At 69.5% G+C, this 13,554-nt stretch carries 12 protein-coding genes; 6 read left to right on the top strand and 6 right to left on the bottom strand.

Translation table 11 applies throughout. The annotated features are described in order from the left end of the window. Nucleotides 1–30 precede the first annotated feature (30 nt). From BS329_RS12320 to BS329_RS12295, 6 genes are all read left to right on the top strand, one after another. A complete protein-coding gene (locus BS329_RS12320; RefSeq protein ID WP_076159523.1) occupies nucleotides 31–345 on the top strand; it encodes a type VII secretion target in 315 nt (104 codons plus the stop codon). Next, on the top strand, nucleotides 345–4,256 hold the full coding sequence (locus BS329_RS12315; protein ID WP_244197118.1) for a hypothetical protein: 3,912 nt from the start codon (nucleotides 345–347) through the stop codon (nucleotides 4,254–4,256). Before BS329_RS12320 ends, BS329_RS12315 begins: the two co-directional genes overlap by 1 nt. Then, nucleotides 4,253–4,693: a hypothetical protein gene (locus BS329_RS12310; RefSeq protein WP_076159520.1), complete on the top strand. Its 441-nt coding sequence runs from the start codon at nucleotides 4,253–4,255 to the stop codon at nucleotides 4,691–4,693. The genes BS329_RS12315 and BS329_RS12310 overlap by 4 nt, the downstream gene beginning before the upstream one ends. A 59-nt stretch (nucleotides 4,694–4,752) precedes the next feature. Beyond that, nucleotides 4,753–5,205, top strand: a complete 453-nt coding sequence (locus BS329_RS12305; protein WP_076159517.1) for a hypothetical protein — start codon at nucleotides 4,753–4,755, stop codon at nucleotides 5,203–5,205. A 9-nt stretch (nucleotides 5,206–5,214) separates the two neighbouring features. Continuing rightward, a complete protein-coding gene (locus BS329_RS12300) occupies nucleotides 5,215–6,078 on the top strand; it encodes a ferredoxin (RefSeq protein ID WP_076159514.1) in 864 nt (287 codons plus the stop codon). 170 nt (nucleotides 6,079–6,248) lie between these two features. Continuing rightward, nucleotides 6,249–6,527, top strand: a complete 279-nt coding sequence (locus tag BS329_RS12295; RefSeq protein WP_076159512.1) for a hypothetical protein — start codon at nucleotides 6,249–6,251, stop codon at nucleotides 6,525–6,527. 132 nt (nucleotides 6,528–6,659) lie between these two features. On the opposite strand, the gene BS329_RS12290 is transcribed toward BS329_RS12295, so the two are convergent. The 6 genes from BS329_RS12290 to BS329_RS12265 all read right to left on the bottom strand — a co-directional run bounded on the left by BS329_RS12290 (nucleotide 6,660) and on the right by BS329_RS12265 (nucleotide 13,418). Continuing rightward, complete coding sequence (locus tag BS329_RS12290; protein WP_076159509.1) at nucleotides 6,660–7,817, bottom strand: cystathionine gamma-synthase; 1,158 nt, start codon at nucleotides 7,815–7,817, stop codon at nucleotides 6,660–6,662. Nucleotides 7,818–7,868: 51 nt separating this feature from the next. Then, a complete protein-coding gene (locus tag BS329_RS12285; protein WP_076159506.1) occupies nucleotides 7,869–8,066 on the bottom strand; it encodes a hypothetical protein in 198 nt (65 codons plus the stop codon). Between the two features lie 283 nt (nucleotides 8,067–8,349). Beyond that, nucleotides 8,350–8,910 (bottom strand): hypothetical protein, encoded by a 561-nt coding sequence (locus BS329_RS12280; protein WP_084749592.1) that lies wholly within the window; start codon nucleotides 8,908–8,910, stop codon nucleotides 8,350–8,352. A gap of 153 nt (nucleotides 8,911–9,063) precedes the next feature. Further along, nucleotides 9,064–10,449 (bottom strand): hypothetical protein, encoded by a 1,386-nt coding sequence (locus BS329_RS12275; protein ID WP_076159504.1) that lies wholly within the window; start codon nucleotides 10,447–10,449, stop codon nucleotides 9,064–9,066. 232 nt (nucleotides 10,450–10,681) lie between these two features. Continuing rightward, nucleotides 10,682–12,052, bottom strand: a complete 1,371-nt coding sequence (locus BS329_RS12270) for a cystathionine beta-synthase (RefSeq protein WP_076159501.1) — start codon at nucleotides 12,050–12,052, stop codon at nucleotides 10,682–10,684. Nucleotides 12,053–12,440: 388 nt separating this feature from the next. Further along, a complete protein-coding gene (locus BS329_RS12265; RefSeq protein ID WP_244197116.1) occupies nucleotides 12,441–13,418 on the bottom strand; it encodes a pentapeptide repeat-containing protein in 978 nt (325 codons plus the stop codon). Between the last annotated feature and the right edge of the window lie 136 nt (nucleotides 13,419–13,554).

Raw genomic sequence — 13,554 nt, 5'->3', positions numbered from 1 at the left:
GTTCATCCGGCCTGGTAGAGGGGAGAAACCATGGCAGGCAAAGGTTACGAGCTCGGCGCCGACCTCGACGCGCACGCCAAGCAGATCGACGGCATCGCCGACGGTCTGCGCACGGCGGTCGACGCCGCGCAGCAGGTGAGCATGCCGACCGACGCGTACGGCATCATCTGCCAGCCGTTCCGGATGATGCTCGACCCGGTGGAGGAGTTCGGCATCAACGCGCTGAACAAGGCCGTCGAGGCAGCGACCGCCGTGGCGAACAACGTGCGCTCGGCGTCCAACGCCTACCAGACGCAGGACGAGAACTTCGCCGCGGAATTCAAGAAGGCGCAGGTGCCTGACTGATGCCCGAGGGGAATCCGCTCGTCGCGAAGGCACCGACAGACGGCGACGGCCCGGGGCCGCTGACGGCCGGGAACAGCGAATACGGTTACGCGGCGGGCATCGGCGTCGCCGAGTCGGCCATGGACGCCTTCAACGGCATCTCGAACGGCGACTGGGTGGGCGGCGGGCTCGGTGTGCTGAGCCTCGCGGGCGAGATCGCCAGCGCCGCGATCGACCCGTTCGGCTACCTGATGTCGTCGGTGGCGTCGTTCCTGATGGAACACATGCAGCCGCTGAAGGACATGCTGGACGCGGTGGCAGGCGATCCGCCGGTGATCCAGTCGTACTCCGAGACCTGGGGCAACGTCGCCAAGAAGCTGGAAGACACCCAGGTCGACCTGGCGAACAAGGTCAAGAACGGCACTTCCGGCTGGACCGGCGACGCCGCCGACCAGTACCGCAAGCAGGCCGCGGAGCAGGCGGAGGCGATCAGCGCGGCGGCGACGGTCGCGGGCGGGATCAGCACCGTCGTGATGATCTTCGGCGAGATCGTCGCCTTCGTCCGTGAGTTCATCCGCCAGCTGATCGCGGACGCCGTCGGCAAGCTCATCGCGTGGGTCATGGAGACGGTGTTCTCCCTCGGTTTCGGCACGCCGATCGTGGTCGCGCAGGCCGTCACCGCGATCGCCAAGTGGGCCGCGAAGATCGCCGACAAGCTCAAGGAACTGTGCGACGCGATGCGGCGGGTCTCGCCGTTGCTCGGCAAGCTGGTCGACGTCTTCGAGAAGATCATCAAGATCTTCGGCAAGATCGCGGGCAAGATCACCGGACTCGACGCGCTCAACCCCAAGAACATCAAGGCCGGCGGCTTCGTCCAGCCCGGTGGCCGCGGCGGCGGGTCCGGCGGACCCGACGGTGGCGGCACGGGATCCGGGGACGGCCCGGACGGTGACGGTTCCACCGGCTCGAACGGCTCCGACGGCGACTCGAGTGGTTCCGGTGACTCCGGCCGCTCCGGTGACGGCTCGAGTGACTCGGGTTCGAATGATTCGGGCTCGGGCGATTCGGGCTCCAACGGCGATTCCGGCGGCACTCCGTCAGGCACCACCACTCGCGGTGGCGACGGCGGTGGCTCACCGTCCACAAGGGACGGCGACGGATCTCCCAGCCGTACCGGCGATGGCGACTCACCGTCCACTTCGGACGGAAACCTCGGCAACTCGCCGGACGGTGGTGGTTCCCCCAGCACCGCCCGCACCGACAGCCCGGCTCCGCACACCCGGTCCGACAGCGGATCCCCTGGCGATTCCGGAACTCCGAACCGTGCGCCCGACGGCGGCTCACCGAGCCCTGCCCGTACGGACAGCGGCGGCTCGCCGAGCCACACACCCGACAGCGGCTCCCCTGCGCCGCACACCCGGACCGACAGCGGCGGTTCCCCCAGCCACACACCGGACAGCGGTTCTCCGGCTCCCCACACTCGGGCCGACACCGGCGGTTCGCCGAACCACACCCCGGACAGCGGATCTCCAGCCCCGCACACCCGGACCGACACCGGCGGCTCGCCCAGCCACACACCGGACAGCGGCTCCCCTGCGCCGCACACCCGGACCGACAGCGGTGGCTCCCCCAGTCACACCGGCGACGGCGGCGGCTCACCCCGGACGCACGGCGGTGACGGCGGCGGTTCGCCCACCCCGCGGTCCGACCCGTCGCCCGGTGACCACGGCGGCGGCGACGGCAGCCCCACGCGGCCTACCGACAGCGGCACGACGACCAGCGGAACGGCGCCCACCGCACCGCGTCTCGGTGACGCCGGACCCTCGCACGTCCCGTCGCAGCGCGGCGGCACCGGCGGCGACGGCTCTCCCGGCGTTCCGCCGCAGGGTCAGCCGGTCGCGGGCGGAATACCGCCCCAAGGCGCTCCGGGCGGCTCCCCGGGTTCGCCCGGCGGAAGGCAAGGCGGCGGCTGGACGGGCACGCCCGGCTCGCCGCGCACCCCGGACACGCACACCCCGCGCGGTCCCGACACCTACACCGGCCCCAGCCGTGGTCCCGGCCAGACCGGCCCCGGCGGGCGGCCGAACCAGCCGCAGCCCGTCGCCCGTGGCAACGACTTCGGCCCCGGCGCCCAGCCGCACACCGGCACGTCCGGCACCCATGGCCCCGGCAACCGGCCAGGCGGCGCGGGTCCCGGCAACACCGGCCCCGGCGGCCGCGGTCCCGGTGGTCACACCGGCCCGCCGCGTTCGCCGGACGGTCACGGTCCCGACGGGCACGGCCCGCGCCAGGATCCGCACCGCTCCGACGGTTCACCGCACGACCGCGGCCCCGACGGCGAGCCGGACCGTCCGCTGACGCCGGACGAGGTCAATCAGCGGCATTCCGAAGGCACCCCCGCGGGCAGTTCGTATCACCGCGGAGACGCGGACATGGGCGATCTGCCGCACCGGGTCCACCCGGACCCGGACGGCCGCTACACGGTCGACGTGCACGTCACGCCGGACGGGCACGCCCGCATCGGCAACCGCACGTACACCCCGGAGGAGTTCGCGGACATCCTGCGCCGCAACGGGGACTACGACGGCCGCCCGATCCGGCTGATCGGCTGCGACGCGGGCTCGAACGATTTCGCGCGCCGTCTGTCGCGGGAACTCGACACCGAGGTCATGGCGCCGAGCAAGCCGGCGTGGACCGACTCGAACGGGCGCGTCTTCTCGTCCGACTACGAGATCGGCCCCGACGGCCGTCCCCGCCCGAAGATCCCGCCGAACGGCGAATGGGACGTCCACAGCCCCGACGGCACCGCCCACCGGGCGAGCGACGACGGCTTCACACCCGACACGTCGCACGCGGACAAGCAGGACGTGGACGCCGACAGCGCCCAGAGCCGCGGCGACGGTGACGACGCCGGCCACCCGCCCTACGACGACGTTCCGCGGCCCCGGACGATCAACCGCGACTCGCCGGAGTTCAACGAGCGTTTCGCCGATTGGAACCGCCGGGACGACTCCGAATTCACCGGGCAGCGGGACCGGCCGGGTGGGCACGATCCGATCGACTCGCCCAAGGTCATCGACGACGTCGAGCCGCGCACCAGGAACCGCAAGCTGGACCCCGAAGGGGTCCCGCAGGCACTGCGCGGCGAAAAGCCACTGGCGGGGAACGCCGAGTACAAGGTGGAGTACAAGAACGGTGCCACCAGCCGGTTCTTCACCGACGCCGACGGCAAGGTCACGCACGTCGAGGCGACCCCTGGTGGCCAGAAGCCGTTCCACAACCCCGATTTGCGCTACCCGTTGCAGCCGGGCACGCAGTACCGGGTCGCGAACTTCCACGACCCGAGCAAGGCGTGGACCTTCGAGGTCGGACAGAACGGGAGGCCGACCGCCATGACCGGCGACCCGGCCTTCCGCGGACAGAACGAGGACTTCCGGGACCAGGCTTCGCAGGACAGGTCCAACAAGGAGGGCAAGGTCGCCTTCGCGAACCATCCCGAGTACGCCGACGATTTCGATCACGTTCGCTGGGCGGGCGGTCACCTCGCGGCCAACGAGATGGGTGGCCCCGGCGAGTACGTCAACATGCATCCCCAGATGGCTGCCTCGAACAGCGGCAACTACCGGGACGGCTGGGTCCACGAGGCTTCCTGGCGGGCCCAAGAGGTCGAGCTCGGCCGTTATGCCGAGCGGCCGGGCCACGAGATCGAGAACTACCAGGTCAGGACCGAAGGCGACAGCAACGGCGTTCCGGAGAACGTCACCATGCGCTGGCAGGAGGTCGTGTACGAGGTCGACGACCAGGGCATTCCCGTGCCCGGTCCCGACGGGAAACCGGTCGAGCTGTCGCGGGTGACCAAGCAACGCGACTTCCCGAACGATCCCGCCGATGTCAACTACGGCGCGCGCACCCACTACGGAGCGAACGAATGACCGACGTGCTCACCGAGGACATCGCCTCGGCTCTGCGGGCGGCCGCGCCCGAGGGCTGGGCGAAGATCAGCCTCACCGTGTCCGCGACGGTGCTGGCCTACGACTACGCCACGGAAATCCGGCTGGGCGACGGCCGGAGCGGGGACATCGAGCTGCCCGCCGAGGTACGGAACGGCTTCCGTGAGCTGCGCTCCCGGATGTACGAACCAGGTCGCGGAACGTGGTTCTCGGCGACGCTCGTGATGACGCCCGGTGCGGCACCCGAGTTCTCGTTCACCTTCGACGAGAATCCGAAATGGTGGCCGCCCTTGCACCCGACCGCCTTCACCCGCGACCTGGAAGCGTTCCCGCGCGACGAGGAACACGTCCCGCCGTGGTTGCGGAACCTGGTCGCCGAAGGCGCACAACTGGAGCAGGAACGGGAAACACCGGCCTGAACCCCGTGCCATGATGGGTCGTCGCCACTCCAGCGGTGACCACGAGGAGGATTTACCGGATGGCTCAATGGCCTCAGCTCGATCCCATCGCACAGAACGAGCTACTGGGCGAGATCACCTTGTCGGTGGTCGGCGCCCTGCCGCCGGGCTGGCGTGAGGTGGTGCTGGACTACCGGGTGGTCGGCAAGAACATCGACGTCGCGGTCGGCGTGCTCGACCCGAACGGCACCTACCAGGTGTGGGAACCGTCCGTCGAGACGTGGCGCATGTTCCAGCGGCTGCGCGGTGGGATGTACCAGGAAGGCGAAGGGACCTGGTTCTCGGCGAGGCTCGTCATCGAGCCTCCGTCGCGGTTCCGCGCGCAGTACAACTGGCAGAACGAGCCCGACTTCCAGCCGTACCCCGCACCGGCCGAGTTCGCTCTGGAGCAAGAACGGTTCCCCCGCGGCGAGGCGTACATGCCGGACTGGTTCAAGCGTGGATTGGCCGCCTCCGGCGCCAAGACCGACTGAGGACGGACGATGACCCAGCCGACGCCGTTGACCCAGCAGCAGCAACAGCAGCTCGTCTGGCAGATCGGTCACGCCCTCGCGACCCCGCTCCCGCCCGGCTGGCAGCAGATGCGCGTCGAGTACCGGGCGGCGGGCAGGCATGTCGAGGTCGACCTGCTCGTCACCGGTCAGGACGGTCTGCCACGACCGGTCCAGCCGAATCCGGAGGCCGTGCAACTGCTCGGAAACCTGCGTACGGGGATGTACCAGCCCGGTCGCGGGACCTGGCTGAGCGCGATCCTGGTCTACGGCTCGGCGACGGTGCTCAGCACGGACTTCCTCCCGGACGTCGAGCCGCCGTGGCGGCAGGCGCCGCCACCGATCGGCTTCCAGGACGAACTCCGGTTCTTCCCGCGGGCCGAGCAGAACATCCCGCGGTGGCTGCGGCAGCGAGCCGGGCTGGACCCCGCGCCGGTGGCCGGGCCGCTGGTGGCCACCCCGCGCGCCGAAGCACCGGAAGGACTGCGCTCACCCCGCGTCCACGACGGTCTCGACGAGTCCGGCCGTCCGGTGGTGAACCGTGAGCGACTGTCTTCCGCCGAGCGGGACCGCGTGCTGGAGTACCTCGACGGCGCGCCGGTCGTCCTTGCTTCGCGGACCTATGACGCCGACGCGTTCGATCCCGACCGGGAGCCGTTGGTACCACTGAACTTCCGCACGGACGGCCGCTGGTACTGGCCGGGCGCGGTCGCCTACTACCTGCGCGAGCACGACGTGGCGCCCGATCCCGAACTGCTCACCCACATCCGGGCACTGCGGTTCACCGTGCCGGAGGTCGGCGAACCCGAACGCGAACTCGCGGTCGCCGCCATCACCGGGCCACCGTCCACTTAGGACTCGACTCACGAACGGCCCCTTCATCGCGCGCTTTCTCAGCACACCCGGCAGGTGCCTTGAGCCGGCCGCTCACTGGCCGGATGGTGCCACCTGACGGATAAGTCACGTGACAAGTTCACCGTCCGGGTACTCTTGACGATGGCGGCGAAGGCGACCAGGGAGTGCGCATGGCACGGGGGAACATCGGCAGGGTCCGGGCGACCCGCTCCGCCGGGATGCTCCCGGTCGTCCTGGCCCTCACTTCGGCCGCGCTGCTGACCGGCGCCGCCGTCTACACGGTCGATCGCGCCGGTTGCGTGGACCCGGGCCAGTACATCCGGCATGACAACCACATCGAACTCGTCGGCGGCTGCGTCGACGGTTCCGAACTGCCCGCCGCGCCGCAGGGGACCTCGCACGAGGCGGACGCGAAGGCCGGCGTCACGCCCGGCAACTTCCGCCCGTAACCGGGGCAATTCCTCCCACCACACTGCGCTGACCAGCGCGAAAGGAGCAAGGGACCTTTGCTGCCACTTGGTTAGCGTGGGTACGCTAACGATAGCAAAGGTCCCTTGCTTCCTCTCTGGGCTCGGCGGCGGTCAGCCCAGGGCCTTGGCCAGATCGTCGACCAGGTCGCTGCCGTCCTCGATGCCGACGGACAGGCGCAGCAGGTTGTCCGGCACCTCCAGCGTGGATCCGGCGGTGCTCGCGTGGGTCATCCGGCCCGGGTGCTCGATGAGCGATTCGATCCCGCCCAGCGACTCGGCGAGGATGAACAGCTTCGTCTTCGAGGCGACGTCGAGCGCGGCTTGTTCGCCATCGACGTGGGTGAACGAGATCATCCCGCCGAACCGCCGCATCTGCTTCGACGCGATCTCGTGGCCGGGGTGCTCCGGCAGGCCCGGGTAGTAGACGCGCTCGACCTTCGGGTGCTTCAGCAGCATGCGGGCGATCAGTTCGGCGTTGTCGCTGTGCCGCTCCATCCGCAGCGCGAGCGTCTTGATCCCGCGCAGGGTCAGCCACGCGTCGAACGGGCCGGGCACCGCGCCCGCCGCGTTGCGCAGGTAGAACAGCTGCTCGCGCAGTTCGTCCTCGTTGGTCAGGATCGCGCCGCCGACGACGTCGGAGTGCCCGCCGAGGTACTTGGTCGTCGAGTGCAGGACGACGTCGGCACCCAGCGAAAGCGGGTTCTGCAAGTAAGGGGTGGCGAAGGTGTTGTCGACGACCAAGCGGGCGCCGGCGCCGTGGGCGACCTCGGCCAGCGCGGCGATGTCGGCGATCCCCAGCATCGGGTTGGTCGGCGACTCGCACCAGATCAGCTTCGTCTCCGGCCGGATCGCCGCCCGGACCTCGGCGATGTTCCCCAGGTCGGCGACGGTGTGCTCGACACCCCACAGGCTGAGCACCTTGTCGATCAGCCGGAACGTGCCGCCGTACGCGTCGTTGCCGAGCACGAGGTGGTCACCGGGGCGCAGGGTCGCCCGCAGCAGGACGTCACTGGCCGCCATTCCCGACGAGTAGGCGAGACCGTGCCGGGCGCCTTCGAGCGCCGCGAGCGCGACCTCCAACGCGGTGCGCGTGGGGTTCGCGGTGCGGGAGTATTCGTAGTCGCCTTCGCGCGTGCCGCCGACGCCGTCCTGCGCATAGGTTGAGGTCTGGTAGATCGGCACGATGACCGCGCCGGTCCGGGGATCAGGGGTCTGCCCGGCGTGGATCGCGCGTGTCTCGAAGCCCAGCAGAGAGTAGTCGTCGGCCATACCGTCCAGGGTACGACCACCACCGCGAGTTCCCAGCGGCTGGGAGCGAACTCACCACTGTCCGGGCGGCGGGCCCTGCTGCGGGCCGGGAGCGGGCGGATACCCGGAGTTCTGCGGCGGCATGGCCATCGCGGGCTGCTTCTCGGCCGCCGGCCAGCGCGCCGTCTGCGGGAGCAGCGCCAGCACGAGGGTCGCGGTCGCCGGGAGCAGGATGAGGAGCCAGCCGACGCCGAACTGCGGGTCACGCACCAGAGGGCTAGAGCCATCGCGAACAACCTGAACGCGGCGACTTCACTCGTGACCAGTGGCTGCCCGTCCACCTCGGCGAAAAAGCGGGCCCGCGCCTCGCCGTTCGCGAGCAGGGTGGCCACCAGCGCGAGCGCCGTCCCGGCGTCAGGGTGCGGCCGAGCGACTTCCGCAGGAGCAACAGGGCATGCCGCACAGGAAAGCGAGGGCGGCCGCGCCGATCGCGGTCGCCGAAGAACGGTCTTGACCGAGAAATTCCCCAGGTGAGTTCGGACTGTCCAGGATCTCACCAACCGCCTTGCCCGGGAACCTGATCCCGCGGCCGATACGGCGGGGCGGCGGAAGGCCGCCGGCGCAGGTATTTCAGGGTCGGCGGGATGATCGCGAAGATCAACGTGAGCGGAACGACCGCGAACAGGACCACCCGCACGATGGCGACGAACGTCCTGAACTCGAACTGCGCACGGAAGTACAGGCTGTAGGTCCCGTTGAACGCCACCGGTTCCATCAGGACGGCGGCGATCACCATCAGGGAACCGAGTACCAGCAGGACGACGCCTGCCACCGAGCGGAAGAACGCCGACAGCGCGCCGATCAGCAGGAACAGCGCGGCCAGCAGGTACAGGCCCAGCACGGTGAGCACGAGACCGGGGAGATCGTCGATGCTGAATCCGGACGACAGTCTGAGGAAGAAATAGACCGGGATGTACCCGGCGCCCCCCGCGGCGACGAGCCCGAGCAACGCCGCGATGATCGCCGTCGCCCCGGTCGGCCGCGTCTGCGGTGCGGGGTATCCGAATCCGGCCGGTCCTGGCTGCTGTGCGGGATATCCGTACGGACCGGTCACGTCGCCCCCATCAGCCGGGTGTGGGTTAACGGCGCTCACCCTAGCGCCGTGGCCCAGGTCGTGGCGGCGATTCGTGAAGACATCGGCGTAAACAGAACGCCCCCAGCCGACAGGCTGGGGGCGTTCTGAACGAAACCGTTCAGTGGCGGCGAATCACCACTGCTGCGGCGGCTGACCGGGCTGCTGACCCGGCTGACCGAAACCACCACTCGGCGGCCCCGGCTGGCCGGGCTGCTGCCCGAAACCACCGTGCTGCTGCTGCGGCGGCTGGCCGTAGCCACCCTGCGGCGGCTGACCCGGCTGGGCGAAACCACCGCTGGGCGGACCGAGCTGGCCGGGCTGCTGCCCGAAACCACCGGGCTGCCCCTGCTGCGGGAACCCGCTCGGGGAGGGTCCCGGCTGACCGGACTGACCGTAGGGGCCTGACTGCGGCTGACCGTACGGACCCGGCTGCCCCGGCTGGCCGAAGCCACCCTGCGGCGGGCCACCGAAACCACCGGGCTGGCCGCCCTGCGGGGCGCCGAGCACCGAGCCGCCGCCACCGAGGCCGACGAACTGCGCGGTCGGCGGGATCAGGCCGAGTACACCGATGATCAGGATCAGGATGCCGAAGATCAGGTGCGGCAGGCCGATTCCGATGCTGACACCTCGCGGGATGCCTTCACCCGACGCGGTCGTGGCGCCGAGGAGCAGGATGCCGAAGAGGGTCAGCAGCGCACCGCTCGCGGTGACCGCGATCGGCACGATCTTCTTGAGCGAGGCCGGAAGCTTGCCCGCCAGCGCGAGACCGGCACCGGCCGCCGTCGCGACGATCGAAGCGACCAGCAACAGGATCACGTAGAGCCAGACGGTGCCGGGCGACGCCAGACCGAACTGGTCGAGAAGCCTGTCGACAGCCTCCTGGCCGATCTTGGCGGACTGGCTGTCGACCCCTTCGGAAAAGTCGCTCGCGTCGCCGAAGTAGACGAAGCTGAAGATCAGCGCGAGAAGACCGAGAAGGCCGACGAGGCCACCGGCGATGAACCCGAACAACGGGTTCCCGCCGCCGCCACCGGTGGGAGCGGGACCGTAGCCCTGCGGAGGTCCGCCGAAACCGGGTTGCTGGCCGAAACCGCCCTGCGGCGGTCCGCCGAAGCCCTGCTGCGGCTGGCCGTAACCGGGCTGCTGCTGACCCTGCGACGGGTCGAACCCGCCCTGCTGGGGCCCGCCGAAGCCCTGCTGCTGACCGAAACCGCCACCCTGGGCGCCGTAGGCACCGGCGGCCGGGTTGTCGGCCGCGCTCGGCGGCGGGGCGTACGGGATGGCGGGCGGCTGCGAACCCGGCGGCACGAGCTGGGTGGACTCACTGGCGGGGGTCTCCCCGCCGGAGCTCACCGGCTGCACGACCTGGGTCGCGTTCGCGTCGCCGGAACCCGGCTGCACGACCTGTGTGGGCTCCGGCGTGTCGCCGAACCCGCCACCCTGGGGCTGCTCATACGAAGGCTGCCCGTACTGCGGTTGCCCGTAATCGGGCTGAGCGGGCGGGCCGGGCTGCACCACCTGGGTCGGTTCCGGGGAACCGAACGGGTTGTCTTGCTGCGGCTGGGGGCCACTCGGGGGTCCCTGCGGTGGCTGGGCGCCACCCCAAGGCTGATTCGGTGGCTGCGGAGCACTCATTTGGGTCTTGAACCCCCTTGACGAGGACATAAAAGTTCAACTCACCCGACACGCTATCGGATAGCCGGGTGGGCCGCTCGTAACGCCCGGCCCGGCCATCCGATGAAATGCCTCTTTACCGTCCTGCGAGAAACGCGAGCAGGTCGTGCCGGGTCACGACGCCCGCCGGCTTGCCGTCGATCAGCACCAGCGCGCCGTCGGCGCCCGAGAGCGCGTTCATCGCCGAACCCACCTGTTCACCGGCGCCGATGGTCGGCAGCGGCGGCGACATGTGCTGCTCCAGCCGGTCGGCCAATTGGGCCTTGCCGGTGAAAAGCGCCTCGAGCAGATCGCGCTCGTTGACCGCGCCGACGACCTCGGCCGCCATGAGCGGCGGTTCCGCACTGACCACGGGCATCTGACTGACGCCGAACTCGGCGAGGATCGCCACCGCTTCGGCGACCGTCTCGTTCGGGTGGCTGTGCACCAGGCTCGGCAGCGAACCGCTCTTCTTCATCAGGACGTCGCGGACGGTCGCGCCGCTCGAGTCCGGCGGCAGGAAGCCGTAGGAGGACATCCAGCTGTCGTTGAACACCTTGGTGAGGTAGCCGCGGCCGCCGTCGGGAAGGAGCACGACCACGACGTCGTCCGGGCCGAGGCCCTCGGCGAGCTTGAGCGCCGCGGCGACGGCCATCCCGCACGAGCCACCGACGAGCAGCCCCTCTTCGAGCGCGAGACGACGCGTGATGTCGAAGGAGTGCGCGTCCGAGATCGGGATGATCTGGTCGGCGACGCTCCGGTCGTAGGTCTCCGGCCAGAAGTCCTCACCGACCCCCTCGACCAGATACGGCCGTCCGGATCCGCCGGAGTACACCGAGCCTTCGGGGTCCGCGCCGATGACCTGCACGCGGCCGTCGCTGACCTCCTTGAGGTACTTGCCGGTGCCCGAGATCGTGCCGCCCGTGCCGACGCCCGCGACGAAGTGCGTGATCTTGCCCTCGGTCTGGCGCCAGAGTTCCGGGCCGGTCGAGTGGTAGTGACTGGCGGGATTCTCCGGGTTGGCGTACTGGTTCGGTTTCCAGGCGCCCTCGATCTCGCGCACGAGACGATCGGAGACGTTGTAGTAGGAGTCCGGATGCTCCGGCGCGACCGCGGTCGGGCAGACCACGACGCGGGCGCCGTAGGCCTTGAGCACGTTGCGCTTGTCCTCGCTGACCTTGTCCGGGCAGACGAACACGCACTTGTACCCCTTGCGCTGCGCCACCATGGCCAGCCCGACGCCGGTGTTGCCGGACGTTGGCTCGACGATGGTGCCGCCGGGCTTCAGTTCGCCGGAGCGCTCCGCGGCTTCGATCATCCGCAGCGCGATGCGGTCCTTGACGCTGCCGCCGGGGTTGACGTACTCGACCTTGGCCAGGATGAGCGGTTGCAGCCCCTCGGCCAGTGCGTTCAGCTTGACCAGAGGGGTGTTGCCCACGAGGTCCACGATGTGCTCGACGTAATCCACGAGTGACAGCCTAATCGGCGCAGGTCGGGGGCTGTCCAGTCCGAGGCACGCTTCCCCGCCGAGGACTCATCAGCGCAGTCCACCCGGCCGGGTCACGCTGACGCCGGACGGACCCCCAGGTGCGCGTCGGTCAGGCGGGCGGCGTGGAGCGGGATCCGTCAGGCTCCCGCTGCGCCGGTCATGCGACCACCAAGCCGCGCGTGCAACGGATGCCCGGCCGGAGGGCCGCGACACGTCGGAGCGCCATCCCGTCCTGGAGGAACCGGCAGGCGCACAGCGCGAACCCGGTCCCGGAGGACAGCTGAATCGCGTCGCATAGGCAAGAGAACCGATTTTCCGGACGCATACCTACCGCACCTCCCTCCATGGTCGGTTCAGTCGGTGGGTATTAGCGACAGTCTATCGGTTTTGTTGACTCCACAGTGATCGTGACCAGATCGGCGTAACCCTCCCGGCCGGGAATCGCCCGTTCCGACCAATCTTTCGGCCATTTCCGGCGCAGTCCGTGGTCTGTCCGGGTGACTGCACCATTCAATCGTGCGACGGTTTTCTCACCGAAGTCGGTTTCACTTTCGAATAACGCCCCTTTGAACTGGGAACCGACACTTCCGAAGTCCACACTGCGGAAGTCCACCAGTCCGGTGAACCGCGCGTTGTTGAAATCAGCCTTGCTGGTGAAGGTGGTGTTCCGGAACGAAGTCGTGTCGGCGAACTCCGTTTCCTGGAACACCGCCGAGCGGATGCGGCACTTCACCAGCTTGAGCTTCGTCAGCTTCGCGCCGACCAGATCGAGGTCGATGTCCGGCCAGAACGCTCCGTTCGTCTCGCCCTCGACGTACCGGAGGTGCAGGCCGAGCAGCCGTTCCGCGGTCAACCGGACCTGGATCTCCTGCTTGGCTTCGGGATCGGCAGAGGCCGGGTCGAAAGGCATGCGCAGGTAGGCACAGATGACGTTGACGATGGTCTGTCGCTGCGGTTCGTAATCCTGCGCCAGCCGTTCGAGCGCGTAGAGCCCGGCGAGCCGCACGGGCGCTTTGTCGCTGCCGAGCTGATCCGCCGCCTTGCTGTAGATCTCGGTGATCCGGCGCTCGGTGGCGTCGTGGTCCTTCTGCACCAGGTCGAGTTCGGCCGAGCGCTGGCGCCGGGCGGCGAGCAGGAGCGCGGCCGCCCCACCGGTACCGACGACGATGTTCGCCGCCGTACGCAGTGCGTCGAGCTTCGCGGAATCCTGCGAGGTTCCGCCGCCGAGCCGCCAGAGGAGGAGCATCGCCGCCAGTCCGGCCACGATCAGGACGCCGGCGCTCCACAACGCGATGGTGCGAGTGGACAGGACTCGATGCTCACCAATGGCTGATTCGCTCCCCACAGCCGGTGATTGTGCCATCGGACTGTCCCGGCTGTGTCTCCCAGCCGTGCCCCCGAAAAGAGTGGCGTGGATCGCGTTCGCCTTTGACCCGCACCACCCGGCGGTGGAGGATGAGGTGAGCACCCGCTTAGCGAAT

Source organism: Amycolatopsis coloradensis (assembly GCF_001953865.1).
GTDB classification, from domain to species: Bacteria; Actinomycetota; Actinomycetes; order Mycobacteriales; family Pseudonocardiaceae; genus Amycolatopsis; species Amycolatopsis coloradensis.
Note: the sequence above shows the minus strand (reverse complement) of the source record. Positions and strands in the feature narration are given on the sequence as shown.

Bases quoted from the DNA above. Each gene is read 5' to 3' on its own strand.
- BS329_RS12310 (WP_076159520.1), top strand. From the start codon at position 4,253: ATGACCGACGTGCTCACCGAGGACATCGCCTCGGCTCTGCGGGCGGCC.
- BS329_RS12295 (WP_076159512.1), top strand. From the start codon at position 6,249: ATGGCACGGGGGAACATCGGCAGGGTCCGGGCGACCCGCTCCGCCGGG.
- BS329_RS12290 (WP_076159509.1), bottom strand. From the start codon at position 7,817: ATGGCCGACGACTACTCTCTGCTGGGCTTCGAGACACGCGCGATCCAC.
- BS329_RS12305 (WP_076159517.1), top strand. From the start codon at position 4,753: ATGGCTCAATGGCCTCAGCTCGATCCCATCGCACAGAACGAGCTACTG.
- BS329_RS12320 (WP_076159523.1), top strand. From the start codon at position 31: ATGGCAGGCAAAGGTTACGAGCTCGGCGCCGACCTCGACGCGCACGCC.
- BS329_RS12315 (WP_244197118.1), top strand. From the start codon at position 345: ATGCCCGAGGGGAATCCGCTCGTCGCGAAGGCACCGACAGACGGCGAC.
- BS329_RS12300 (WP_076159514.1), top strand. From the start codon at position 5,215: ATGACCCAGCCGACGCCGTTGACCCAGCAGCAGCAACAGCAGCTCGTC.